Consider the following 11768-nt stretch of genomic DNA (forward strand, 5'->3'; position numbering starts at 1 on the left):
GTGGCGTTCCCGCAGACTCCGCTCGACATCCAGGCCGACCTGAAGATCGGCGGTGTCTGGCAGAACATCACCGCCGATGTCTTCACCCGCGACCTGATGACCATCATCCGCGGGCGCCCCGACGAGGGCTCGCGCTCCGACCCGGGCAAGCTGAAGCTCACGCTCAACAACGGGCGCAGCAAGGTCAACCCGGCGGTCTCCGGCCGCTACAGCGACGGCAACCCCCTGTCGGACCTGTACGGCTACATCGGCCGCAACACCCCGGTCCGGGTGCATCTGCCCGCGAGCACATCTCACCTCGAGCTGGACGGTGACCCGGCCGGCTACGTCTCCACCCCGCACGTCGCGGCACTGAACATCACCGGCGACCTGGACGTGCGCGCCGAGTTCGACGCTGACATGACGCTGACCGCCGGCAACCTCGGCATCCTCGGCAAGTGGGGCACCGTCGACGCCGACCGCTCTTGGTTCCTGCGCTACTTCGACGGCAACATCACCTTCATCTGGCTCGACTCCGGCGCCCTCGTGCACTCCACGAACATCAGCATCGAGCGCTACGGCGGCGCGGTCCTGCGCGTCACCCTCGACGTCGACAACGGCGCGTCCGGGCACACGGTGCGCTTCTACCAGGGCGACACCATCACCGGCCCGTGGACCCAGCTCTTCACGGATATCGTCGGCGCCGGCACGACCAGTCTCCAGTCGACCACCAGCGCGCTGCGCATCGGGCCGAGCGATGCCTCGACCACCCCGCCGAGGACGCCGTTCGTCGGGAACGCAACGCGCTTCCAGGTTCGCTCCGGCATCGACGGAACCCTCGTCGCCGACGCAGACTTCCGCCCCCTGGCGCACGGCGCCGCAGGCTTCACCGACTCCGTCGGCCGGGTGTGGACCGTCAATGGCACGGCCACGGTACGCAAGCGCTCGGACCGGATGGTCGGGGAGATCTCCACCTGGCCGCCCCGGTGGGACGTCTCGGGGAACGACCGCTGGGTACCGGTCGAGGCGGCCGGGATCCTGCGCCGCCTGGGCCAGGGCGCCGCCGCTCTCCAGTCCCCGCTGCGCCGCCGCATCCCCGCCTACAGCCCGCTCGCCTACTGGCCGCTGGAGGAGGGCGCACAGGCCACCCGCGCGTACTCGCCGATCCCCGGCGTCGCACCGCTCACGCTGACCGGCGTCAACTGGGCGGCCAACAGCGACCTGATCTCATCCGGCCCGCTGCCCGTGTGGGCGGCCGGCACCGGGCCGTCCGCCGTCATGCAGGGCACCGTGCCCGCCCCGGCCGGAGCGACGACCGGCTGGCAGGTTGCATGGGTCTACCGGCTGGACACCCCGCCACCCACCACCCTGCGCACGATCATGCGGATCAACACCACCGGCACCGTGCGCGAGTGGCGCATCCAGTCCAAGGACAGCCAGTCCAAGATCTTCGGCGTAGACATCGACGGCAACACCGTCGTCGACCAGGGCATCGGCACCAGCAACAACATCTTCGGCACGTGGGTGGCCTCCCACTTCCGCGTCTCCGAATCGGGCGGCACCGTCACCTACACCGTCGTCTGGTCGGACATCCACGGCAGCGCCGGCTCCTACACCAACACGGTGGCGGCCACCGCGGGCCGGGTGACCAACGTCGGCTCTCCGCCGGGAGGGTTCTCCTCCGAGCTGGACGGCATGGCCATGGGGCACATCGCCGTTTTCGGCACCACCACGACGTCCGCCTACACCAGCGCCCTGGACGCGTGGACGCCCGAGTACGCAGGGCAGCGCATGGTGCGCCTGGGCAGCGAGGAGAACGTGCCCGTCAGCGTGCGCGGAGTCATCGCCGACCAGGAGGAGATGGGCGCGCAGCGCATGCTCACCCTGCTCGAGCTGTTCGGCGAGTGCGGCGACTCCGACGGCGGCATCCTCATGGAGCACCGGTCCCGCCCGTCTCTGCGGTACCGCGGCCGCACCACGATGTACAACCAGAGCCCGGCTCTGACCCTCAGCTACACCACGGACGGCGAGATCGCCCCGCCGCTGGAGCCGATCGCCGATGACGCCGACGTCAACAACGACGTCACGGTCACCCGCATCGACGGCAGCTCGGCGCGCGTGGTCCTCGAGGACGGGCCCCTGTCCGTGCAGGCCCCGCCCGACGGCATCGGCCGCTACGACACCAGCGTGCAGCGCTCGCTCGCTACCGACGAGCAGGCCGGGCCGATCGCCGGATGGCTGCTGCACCTCGGCACATGGGATGCCCCCCGCTATCCGGTCGTTCACGTCGACCTGGCCGCCGCCCCGCACCTGGCCGACGCCGTCATGGCCGTCGACCAGGGCGACGTCATCCGCCTCACCGACCTGCCCGCCGACGTGCCGCCGGGCGACGTCGACCTGATCGTGCAGGGCTACAGCGAGAGCTTCGACCAGTACGGGTGGGACTGGTACGCCGCGTGCACGCCGGCCGCACCGTGGACCGTCGGAGTCGTCGGCGACACCAACCGCGGGCGGGCCGACACCGCGGGCACCGTGCTCGCCGCGGCCGCCACGTCCACGGCCACCGCGCTGCACTTCCTCACCACCGCACAGCAGCGGTGGGTCACCACCGCGATCCGCCCGGGCGCGTTCCCGTTCGATGTCCGCCTGGGCGGCGAAGTCGTCACCGCCACGGCGATCACCCCGTGGCTGAACGACCTCTTCAGCAGGACCGTGTCGAACGGCTGGGGGTCGCCCAACTCGGGCCCGGCCTGGACCGTCGTCGGCGGCTCGGCGTCGGACTTCAGCGTCGGCTCCGGCTACGGCACGCAGCTGCTGGCCACCGTCGACGTCAGCCGCCGCGTCTCCATCCCGGCCGTGCACGCCGACTTCGACATGTACTGCGACGTCAGCACCTCGGCGACGGCCACCGGCGACAGCCTGTACGCGGCGCCCACCGCGCGCATGCTGGACAGCGACAACATGTACATGGCCAGGGTGGCCTTCACCACGGCCAACGCCGCCACGGTCGTACTGCGCAAGTTGGTCGCGGGCGTCGGTACGGACCTCGGGACGTACACCGTGCCCGGCTACACCCACACCGCCGGCGCCTTCATCCGGCTCCGCTTCCAGGCCACCGGCAGTGCCCTGCGGGTGAAGGCCTGGCCCGCCACGCAGGCCGAGCCGGATGTGTGGCACATCGCCGCCAGCGACACCTCGATCACGGCGGCCAACTCGTTCGGCACCAGGTCGATCCGGGTGACCGGCAACACCAATGGCGCCACCGCAGCCATCCGTTATGCCAATTTCATCGTGGTCAATCCGCAGACCGTGACGGCCACCCGGTCCGTCAACGGCATCGTCAAGGCCCAGACCGCGGGGACCGGCGTGCGGCTGGCCACCCCGTGCATCGTCCCCCTGTAGGAGGCCTTCACCATGTCTCAGTGGCCGCAGATCTTCGCGGGCGACCTGCTCGACGCGGACCTGCTCATGTCGATGGTGCCGCTCGACGCCCGCAAGTCGGTGTCCACGTCCAGGGCGTCCAACATCGTGGTGGCCGCAGACCCGGAGCTGGTGCTCACGGTCGCGGCCAACGCCGAGTACCGCATCGAGTTCTACTTCCGGATCTCCGGCGACCCGGCCGCCGACATGGACATCAAGTTCACCGTCCCGTCCGGGGCGACCGGGTCGTACACGGTGACGGGCCGCCTGGCCGGCACCTCCGTCGCGGACTCCGACGCACGTACCTCCACCCGTATCGCGTTCGGCGTGGAGACCCAGTTCTCGACTCCGTCCACCGCGGCCGCCCAGGCCAACCACGGGGCCGGCCGACTCATCACAATCAACGGCGGGACCGTTTCCATCGACTGGGCGCAGACCGTGTCGAACGGCACCGCGAGCGTCATGGAAGCCGACTCGTGGATCTCCCTCCGCCGCATCGCCTGAGAGGCACCGCATGCCCGTCATAACCAGCCGCCTCGAGGCCGTCCAGTACGACGGCACCAACGGCGCGTTCATCGCCTCCGAGTTCCTCAGCAGCACGACAGTGGGCAGCGACGACGGCCAGCTCCTGGCCCTCGTCGACGGCACGAACGACCCCCAGGTACGCCTCGGCTGGTGGGTGATCCGGCAAGCCATCAGCGTCGGACTGTTCCAGTACCTCGGCACCTACAACGACGACGACTTCCGGGCCCGGTACGCCGAACTGCCGTAACCCGCCCGCCCCTACCGAACACGCCCCGCGCCGACGGCCGGGGCGTTCCTCATGTCTGGAGCACCCATGGCCACACCCCTGACCGCATCCGCGGTCCTCGCCGCCCTCAAGGCCGAGGGCGTCACCGTCGCCGAGGTCGGCAGCTGGCGCACGCATAACCGGGCCGGACACGGCTCGTGGGGCCCCGTGCACGGCGTGGTCGTCCACCACACCGTCACCTCCGGCACAGCCTCCTCGGTGGCGATATGCCGCGACGGGTACGCGGGCCTGCCCGGGCCGCTGTGCCACGGAGTCATCGACAAGGCAGGCACTGTGCACCTCGTCGGCTGGGGCCGCACCAACCACGCCGGAAGCGGCGACGGCGACGTGCTCCAGGCGGTCATCGCCGAGAAGGCACTGCCCACGCCGAACGAGAACGACACCGACGGCAACGTCCACTTCTACGGCTTCGAGTGCGTCAACCTCGGCGACGGCAAGGACCCCTGGCCCGACGTCCAGCTCGAGGCCATGGTCCGCGCGGCCGCCGCGCTGTGCCGTGCGCACGGCTGGTCCGCCGCCTCCGTGATCGGACACAAGGAGTGGACGAACACGAAGACCGATCCGCGCGGCTTCACCATGGCCGACTTCCGCAAGCGGGTCACGGCCCGCCTGGGCAAAGCGCCCACGCCCAGCACTCCCCCGACCGGCACCACCAAGCCGAGCGTCTCGCTCAAGCAGGTCGTCGCGGCGGCCCGCCAGGACCCGGCCGCCGAGCAGGGCCACACCACGCACAAGGCCGCCGTCCTCCTGGTCGAGCGAGCGCTGAAGGCCGAGGGCCTCCTCGGCGCGGCATACGTCGACGGCTCGTTCGGCTCCAAGACGCTCGCCGCGTACGCCCGCTGGCAGCGCTCCCCGGCCGGTGGCGGCTACACCGGCGCGGCCGCCGACGGCATCCCCGGCAAGGCCTCGCTGCGCCTCCTCGGCGCCCGGCACGGCTTCACCGTCACCGACTGATCCATCGAGAGGAACGATCCGCATGAAGATTTCCAGCATCGCGAAGTCGCTCGTCGCCGGAGTGGCCGCCGGCGCAACCGCCGCAGCCACCGCCGTGCAAGACCAGGTCCTCACCACCGGCGAGGGCGTGACCATCGTGCTCGCCGTCCTCGGCGCGTGGGGCATCACCTACGCCGTGCCCAACCGGCCGACCAGCACCACCACGCGCGACCTGTAGGGAGCCACCATGGACGCCACCACCCTCGGCAGCCTGCTCGTGGGCGTGGGCGCGGTCGTCGGCGGCGTGGTGGCGTACCTCGGGAAGCGTGGCGAGAACGCCCTCACCGGCTACAGCTCGCTCACCAACGACCTTCAGGAGGAGCGTGACGCCCTCAAGGCCGAGCGCACCGAACTGAACGCGAAGCTCGCCGAAATGGCAGCGCACCGGGCCGCCGACCAAGCGGAGATTGCCCGGCTCCGCACACTGATCCCACCCGGAGGACAACCGTGACCCGGACCGAGCGGGCCCTTGCCCGCCGCTGGCGCCCGCTGGCGCTGCTGTGCTGGCTCGTCGCTCTGTCCGGCGCGGTCGTCATCGTGTGGGCGCGAATGGACGCCGAGATGAACCGCGCCGACCAGCTGGCCGCCGAGGCAGACCGGCGCGGCCAGGCCGTGACGACGCTGGCCACAGACGTACGTCAGCTACGGACCCAGGTGACGAGCGAGGGCGAGACACCCGTCGCGCCGGACCCGTCCGACGCGGTCGACGATCTGCCCGCCCGCGCCGAGGTACCGGTGCCCATCCCCGGGCCCAAGGGCGACCCCGGAACGCCAGGCCAGCCCGGTGAACCGGGAGCTGCCGGAGAGTCTGGCGCCCCCGGCTCGGCTGGGATCGACGGACAACCCGGACCGCAGGGAGAGCAGGGACCGCAGGGAGAGCAGGGACCACGGGGAGAGCAAGGGCCGCAGGGAGAGCAAGGACCCCGCGGTGAACCGGGAGCGCCCGGCCCGGCCTGCCCCGACGGCTACAGCCTTCAGCCGCCGGCCGACGATCCGGACGCACTCGTATGCCGCCGAGACGGAGCCCCCGATCCACAGCCCGGCAACGGGAGCGGCCTACTGTCCGTCGCCCTCGATCCATCGCGCCGTCAATACCCGTGAAAGCGGCCCCGTCCTCCCCATGCGGGAGGGCGGGGCCGCTTTCGTGCGTCCAGAGTCAGGGAGTTGGGACCTGCCCATACACCGACACCCATCGGTCGCCGCGCATCACGACGTCTGCTGTCTCCACCGGGCGCGCGGTGGCCTGGTCGTAATAGGTCCGCTCGATCGCCAGGACCGGGCCCGGAGGCGTCATGCCGAGGGCCTGCGCCTCCGCACGGTTGGCCATGCGAGCGCGGACGCGCTCGACGGGGTCGCCCACCTCGATCGAGAGGACCCGCATCCGGGCGGCCACTCCGACGCCGGCGTACGGGCCCACCTCGGGCAGCGCCACGAGGGAGTGACCAGTGAGGGCGAGGGGTTCCCACGACTCGGCGAGTTGCACGGGCTGCTCATCGGCGAGGTACACGTACGAGGTGTGCATGACGGCCGCGCCTGGCTCGATACCGAGTCGCTCGGCCACGGCTTCGCTGGCCTGCTCGGTAGTGGAGTCGTGCCGCCAGCTGCCGACCGCGCCCTGCTCGGCCACGCCCTGGCCAAAGGGTGAGTCTTCGCTACGACGGCGATGTTGGCGCACGAGCAGCTCGGGTGTCTCGCGGCTGCGGACGTAGTGGCCTGCACCGTGCCGGGAGACCACCAGGCCGTCGTCGACCAGGAGCCGGTACGCGGCGGTGGCGAGGCTGCTGCTGCCTCCCCACTCGGCGGAGATCTCGGACACGGACGGGAGGCGATCGCCCGGGGCGAGGTCTCCGGACTCGATCCGGGCGCGGATCTGGTCGGCGACCTGCAAGTACTTGGGCGTATCGGTCGTCACCCTGTGCCCCTTCCTGTGTGACTTACGTGACAGAGTACGGAGGCCCGGTCTACTCTTGCGCAAGAGTCAGCCTCTCACGCAAAGGCGGGGATGCGTCATGCCGGAAAGCCGGGCAGCGGAGTTACGCGCCGCTCTCGAAGACGCTCTCGGCGGCCGCGTGGATCTTTTCCCCGGCCAGCGCTGTAGCCGCATCTCGGCTCCGGCGCCGGCATCGCCGTCCTGCGGACCGCGGATTCGTGGGGCAGCAGCGACACCGGCGACGCCCCGGAGATCTGGGCTGAAGTAGAGGACGGGGTTTCCCTATGAGCTACGTACGAGCGGGCCTCCGCCTGGCCCGCGCCCGAGCGGATGAGGCGTTTCGGCGTCTGTCGGATCACTGCCTCCGGGAGTGCGCGGAGTGTCGAGCCAGTCGGACGGATTCCTGCCCCACGGGCCGGGAACTGCACCAGGCCTGGAGCACCGCGAACAGGGAGGCACGGGCGTGAAGATCTGCGACCGGTGCGGCCTGGCCATCCGGCCCGGCGAGCACTACGACACCCACATCCCGGAGTCGATGTCCGGGGCACGGCCAGCCGCGTACATCCATCGACAGCCGTGCAAGGCGGAGCCTGTGCAGCCGCAGCCGTCCTGATGACTCCCGGTGTCGGCGACGGTGAGCACGATGCCGGCACCGGGTCAGACGCGGCCGCCCTGCGCCCCCCGTCGCGGGGCGGCCGCTCACTGCACGAAGGCGACAAGAGGCACCCCGATGGCTACGGCCAGACGGATCAGCGTGTCGACGGTGGGCGACTGCTGGCCCTGCTCGATCCGCACGACGGACGCCCGGTCCACGCCGGACCGGATCGAGATCTGTTCCTGAGTGAGTCCTGCGTGTAGCCGCTCCGCGCGGATGCGCTCGCCGATAGCCCGGCGCTGGGTGAGCACCCAGTCGGGCGGGGGCGAGGCAGACGGCACCCGCCCACGGTTCCGGGTTCATGATCGTTCTGTCTGTAGTCGCAGTCCTACATTGTTTGATCTACGAGGGGCGGTGGGTAGCGATGCGGAGCGCCACCCCCCTCAGCAACGCCGGCCGCGGCGACACTCTGCACGAGGTCACCCGCCCAGATGGCGGACCCGCGCGTCGGCTGGCCGCCCCGGTCCTAATATGGGCCGGGGCGGTCGTCTTTCGGGGCGTCGGTTCTCGGTCGAAGAGGCCATGAGATTGGCCAAGCGCCTTCCATTAATGTGCTGGAGCGCGACCAGGCAAAACCGCAGGTTAGTACAGAGCTAAGTACTCAACACCTTCTAAGCGCTTGGCCGCAGGTTCGAGTCCTGCCGGGGGCGCAAGTCTCCGCCCTCCCCTCGGGAGGGCATTTTTGCTGCTCAGAGCACGTTTCCCTCGCCATGCCGAAGCCCCGGACACTCCCCCGATGATCAAGGGGAGGTTCCGGGGCTGTCCGGCTGTCACCGGGTTTTCGCGGGTGGCCCTGTCGAATACGTGTCGAAATTCTCGGCGAGAAGCCTCAGCCTGCGTCGGCCGGCTCGGGAAGGTCTCCAGCGGCCTCCAGGCGCCTTTTCAGGTCAGGCAGCTGCCCCTCGACGCACCGTGCGTAGGTGGCCGGCAGCGCCGGCGCGCTGTCCGCGGCCCATACGGCCACCCGGGCGGGCGGGATCCCGTCGTTGTGCCACTCCTCAGCGCAGTTGCTCGGCCAGTCCGACGATGATGCCCTCCGGGCCGCGGAGGTAGCAGAGCAGATAGCTGTCCTCGAACCGGGCGATCTCGCCGACGAGTTCGGCGCCGTGAGGGCGCAGGCGGGCAACGGTGTCCTCGATGTCGTCGACGGCGAACATGACGCGGTGCGTGCCCAGAATGTTGTGCGGCCGGTTGCGCGGCCCGGCGCTGATCACCGCGGGGCTGCGGTACTTCGCCAGCTCGAGCCTGCTGTGGCCGTCCGGGGTCCGGACCATCGCGATGTCACAGCGGACGCCGTCGAGTCCGGTGCACTGGTCGGCGACGAGGCCCTCGACCTCCGTCCTGCCCTCCAGCTCCATACCGAGTTCCACGAAGAACGCGATGGCGGCATCCATGTCCTCGACGACGATGCCGACGTTGTCCATCCGCTGAATCGCCATGCCGGTTTCTCCTTCTTCCTCGTGCGGCCGGTGATGGCCGCTGATGTCCCTGGGACGGAGCCGGTGGCACGTTCTCGACCTCCGCAGACCGCCGAACTCCGAAAAATCTGGATCGCCTCAGGTGGGATTCATCCGGATGTACCAACCCACGGCCAGCACGATGAGAATGGCTCCCACAAAGGCCCACACCAGGCACCTTCTCAGCGCTTGGCCGCAGGTTCGAGTCCTGCCAGGGGCGCAAGTCTCCGCCCTCCCCTTGGGAGGGCTTTTGCTGGTGTTCCGCGCTGGTGGTTCCGCGCGAGAAGTCTGGCCGATTCTCGGCCACGCCGAGAGCGCAGAAGGGTGCAGAAAGGCACAGAAGGGTGCAGAAAAAGGCCGAAGGTCCGGGAGCGATCGGGCGATCACACGTCGTACGCGGCCAGTACCTCCGAGCCGTCGTGCAGGGCGACCCGCACGCCGTCGGCCTCCCCCTCCCCTGCCCCGACCCCGGCGACCGCCACCGCCGCGGGATGCCCGCCGTCGACGACCAGGTCCGCCATGCTCATGCTGGGCCGGGCAGCGAGTCGACCGGGCCAGGCGAGAACGGCCGGCGGTCGCTCGGGACCGGACACCTCCAGCTCACGCAGCGGCACCCCCAGCCCCACGCCAAGCGCTTTGAGTACGGCTTCCTTGCGCGTCCAGGTGCGCAGGAAGGCGGCCTGGCGTTCGGCTGCCGGGCGGGCGTACAGCGCGGCGAGTTCGGAGTCGGACAGGGCGACACGGGCAGCGGAGTCGACGTCCATGTCGCCGTGGGACTCCTCGACGTCGAGGCCCACCTCCCCGTCCCGGCAGACGGCGACGCCGACGAGCGCGCCGCTGTGGGTGACGGAGAAGTCGTAGCCCGGAGGGGTGCCCGAAGGGCCGTCCGGCGGTAGTGCCAGGTGAACCTTGCCGTGCGGCCCGCCACAGCGTGGACACACGCGGCGCAGGGGGACGTCCGCCGGGGGCAGCCCGAGCAGTTCGCCGAGGACCAGGCGGCTGAGGGCGCAGCCGACCAGGAACCGTCCCCTGCCCGCGGGGTCGACGGTCGACTCGTACCGGGCGCGTTCCACGGGATCGAGGAGTGCCCGTAGACCCGCCCGGGCGTCCTCCAGACGGGCCCACCACACCTGCACCGGGTGTCCTGTCACAGCGCCTCGTCCTGGTTCGATGATCAGCCCGCGCCCTACACTCCTGCTCACACCACACCACACGAGGGGCAGCCGCATGCGACTGCACGCACAGGAGTGGGGAACGGGCGAGCGCGTCGCCGTCCTCGTCCACGGCATCATGTCCGACCACCGCACGTGGCACGAGCTGGTCCCGGTCCTGACCGGACGGGGCTACCGCGTCCTCGCCGTGGACCTGCGCGGGCACGGCGTCAGCGCGCGTGGGGAGTACGAGCCCCGGCTCTTCGCCGACGATCTCCTCGAGACGCTGCCGCACGCCCCGGAAGTGGCGCTGGGCCATTCACTGGGCGCGCTGGCCCTGGCCCTCGCGGTGGCGGAGTTGCAACCGGCACGCGCCGTCTACTCGGAACCGGCCTGGCAACTCGCCGGGGCCCACGGATCTCTGGACCCGGCTCTCTTCACGCTCTTCAAGCGCTCTTCCCGCGCTCTCGCCGCCCTCTCCCGCCCACCGCACAACGGGGAACCGGACGAGCGGCTCGAGAAGCGGGCCGCGGCCGAGCAACAGGCCCTCGACCGCTGGGACGAGAAAACGGCGCTCGCGCTCTCCTCCCACCGGCACATCGACCACACGCCGGAGAAGGCTCTGGTGCCCTCTCTCGTCCAGACCTCGGACCCGAGCATGCTCGTCAGCACGGAGATGCGGGCGGAACTGGTCCGGCGCGGTTTCGAGGTGCGTACGGTGCCCGACGCACCGCACGCGATCCACCGGGACCGGTTCGACGCTTTCGTCGAGTCGCTGTCGGGGTGGTTGTGAGACCTGCGGCCAGGCAGGCCGGAAAGGCAGTCGAACCAGGTCAGTGAACCGCGCGCAGCATGCGCGTCACGTTGATCCGTGTCGGCGAAAGGCCGAGTTCCACGCTCTGCATCATCCGCTCGCCGTTCAGTCGGCCATAAGCGAGCAGGTCGACATTGGCCAGGCTGAATTCGGGCCAGGTGTGAATGCTCAGGTGCGACGCGGAAAGCAGGAGAATCGCGGTGACGGCGCCGTTCGGGAAAACGTGCGACGCCTCACCGAGTACCGTGGCGTTTCCCTTTTCGGCGGCCGTACGCAGCACCTGGAGGAGGCGCTCCTCGTCGGTCAGGATGCTGTGGTCGCTCACCCATACGTCGACGGCATAAGAGCACAGATCGTCGACGTTTATACCCTCGGTGGCGAGGTTGGCGGAGTTGGTCATGGGGAACCGGGGGTGACGAACCGCTGCCCCCGTCTCCTTTCACATAGATCTGCGCTGGTCCGCGCGGCCAAAGGGGAAGGTTGCGAGGCCGGTAAGCGGCGCTCGATGGTACCCAGCGTAGCATCCGGGGCGCTCTAGGGCTCGCGCGTGCACCGCGT

General features: G+C 70.2%; 13 protein-coding genes. 8 read left to right on the plus strand and 5 right to left on the minus strand.

Going from position 1 to position 11768, the window contains the following annotated elements; genetic code table 11:
* The 7 genes from G9272_RS16865 to G9272_RS16895 all read left to right on the plus strand — a co-directional run bounded on the left by G9272_RS16865 (position 1) and on the right by G9272_RS16895 (position 6304).
* Positions 1-3381 (plus strand): hypothetical protein, encoded by a 3381-nt coding sequence (locus G9272_RS16865; RefSeq protein ID WP_171397346.1) that lies wholly within the window; start codon positions 1-3, stop codon positions 3379-3381.
* A gap of 12 nt (positions 3382-3393) precedes the next feature.
* On the plus strand, positions 3394-3903 hold the full coding sequence (locus G9272_RS16870) for a hypothetical protein (RefSeq protein ID WP_171397347.1): 510 nt from the start codon (positions 3394-3396) through the stop codon (positions 3901-3903).
* A 10-nt stretch (positions 3904-3913) separates the two neighbouring features.
* On the plus strand, positions 3914-4171 hold the full coding sequence (locus tag G9272_RS16875) for a hypothetical protein (protein ID WP_171397348.1): 258 nt from the start codon (positions 3914-3916) through the stop codon (positions 4169-4171).
* Between the two features lie 66 nt (positions 4172-4237).
* Entirely contained in the window at positions 4238-5164 is a 927-nt protein-coding gene (locus G9272_RS16880; protein WP_171397349.1) for a peptidoglycan recognition protein family protein, read from the plus strand.
* A gap of 22 nt (positions 5165-5186) precedes the next feature.
* On the plus strand, positions 5187-5381 hold the full coding sequence (locus tag G9272_RS16885; protein ID WP_171397350.1) for a hypothetical protein: 195 nt from the start codon (positions 5187-5189) through the stop codon (positions 5379-5381).
* Between the two features lie 9 nt (positions 5382-5390).
* On the plus strand, positions 5391-5654 hold the full coding sequence (locus G9272_RS16890) for a hypothetical protein (RefSeq protein ID WP_171397351.1): 264 nt from the start codon (positions 5391-5393) through the stop codon (positions 5652-5654).
* The gene (locus G9272_RS16895; RefSeq protein ID WP_216377823.1) at positions 5651-6304 is read left to right on the plus strand and encodes a collagen-like protein; all 654 of its coding nucleotides are present in this window, start codon (positions 5651-5653) and stop codon (positions 6302-6304) included. The genes G9272_RS16890 and G9272_RS16895 overlap by 4 nt, the downstream gene beginning before the upstream one ends.
* Positions 6305-6359: 55 nt before the next feature.
* Here G9272_RS16895 and G9272_RS16900 read toward each other — a convergent pair whose 3' ends face one another.
* The 4 genes from G9272_RS16900 to G9272_RS16915 all read right to left on the minus strand — a co-directional run bounded on the left by G9272_RS16900 (position 6360) and on the right by G9272_RS16915 (position 10396).
* On the minus strand, positions 6360-7115 hold the full coding sequence (locus G9272_RS16900) for a GntR family transcriptional regulator (RefSeq protein ID WP_171397352.1): 756 nt from the start codon (positions 7113-7115) through the stop codon (positions 6360-6362).
* A gap of 717 nt (positions 7116-7832) precedes the next feature.
* On the minus strand, positions 7833-8069 hold the full coding sequence (locus tag G9272_RS16905) for a helix-turn-helix domain-containing protein (RefSeq protein WP_171397353.1): 237 nt from the start codon (positions 8067-8069) through the stop codon (positions 7833-7835).
* A gap of 717 nt (positions 8070-8786) precedes the next feature.
* The gene (locus G9272_RS16910; protein WP_171397354.1) at positions 8787-9227 is read right to left on the minus strand and encodes a VOC family protein; all 441 of its coding nucleotides are present in this window, start codon (positions 9225-9227) and stop codon (positions 8787-8789) included.
* A 401-nt stretch (positions 9228-9628) separates the two neighbouring features.
* Positions 9629-10396 (minus strand): 4'-phosphopantetheinyl transferase family protein, encoded by a 768-nt coding sequence (locus G9272_RS16915; RefSeq protein ID WP_253267838.1) that lies wholly within the window; start codon positions 10394-10396, stop codon positions 9629-9631.
* 76 nt (positions 10397-10472) lie between these two features.
* Here G9272_RS16915 and G9272_RS16920 point away from each other — a divergent pair, with 76 nt between their 5' ends.
* Positions 10473-11189: an alpha/beta fold hydrolase gene (locus G9272_RS16920; protein ID WP_171397355.1), complete on the plus strand. Its 717-nt coding sequence runs from the start codon at positions 10473-10475 to the stop codon at positions 11187-11189.
* A gap of 40 nt (positions 11190-11229) precedes the next feature.
* Here G9272_RS16920 and G9272_RS16925 read toward each other — a convergent pair whose 3' ends face one another.
* Positions 11230-11610, minus strand: coding sequence for an S-adenosylmethionine decarboxylase family protein (locus G9272_RS16925; protein ID WP_079662176.1), 381 nt, complete (start codon positions 11608-11610; stop codon positions 11230-11232).
* Between the last annotated feature and the right edge of the window lie 158 nt (positions 11611-11768).

This window comes from Streptomyces asoensis, assembly GCF_013085465.1.
GTDB lineage: Bacteria > Actinomycetota > Actinomycetes > Streptomycetales > Streptomycetaceae > Streptomyces > Streptomyces cacaoi_A.

What these genes read in the sequence shown, in the direction of transcription:
- G9272_RS16920 (WP_171397355.1), top strand. Translation starts at nt 10,473, where the DNA reads ATGCGACTGCACGCACAGGAGTGGGGAACGGGCGAGCGCGTCGCCGTC.
- G9272_RS16885 (WP_171397350.1), top strand. Translation starts at nt 5,187, where the DNA reads ATGAAGATTTCCAGCATCGCGAAGTCGCTCGTCGCCGGAGTGGCCGCC.
- G9272_RS16880 (WP_171397349.1), top strand. Translation starts at nt 4,238, where the DNA reads ATGGCCACACCCCTGACCGCATCCGCGGTCCTCGCCGCCCTCAAGGCC.
- G9272_RS16925 (WP_079662176.1), bottom strand. Translation starts at nt 11,610, where the DNA reads ATGACCAACTCCGCCAACCTCGCCACCGAGGGTATAAACGTCGACGAT.
- G9272_RS16870 (WP_171397347.1), top strand. Translation starts at nt 3,394, where the DNA reads ATGTCTCAGTGGCCGCAGATCTTCGCGGGCGACCTGCTCGACGCGGAC.
- G9272_RS16890 (WP_171397351.1), top strand. Translation starts at nt 5,391, where the DNA reads ATGGACGCCACCACCCTCGGCAGCCTGCTCGTGGGCGTGGGCGCGGTC.
- G9272_RS16910 (WP_171397354.1), bottom strand. Translation starts at nt 9,227, where the DNA reads ATGGCGATTCAGCGGATGGACAACGTCGGCATCGTCGTCGAGGACATG.
- G9272_RS16875 (WP_171397348.1), top strand. Translation starts at nt 3,914, where the DNA reads ATGCCCGTCATAACCAGCCGCCTCGAGGCCGTCCAGTACGACGGCACC.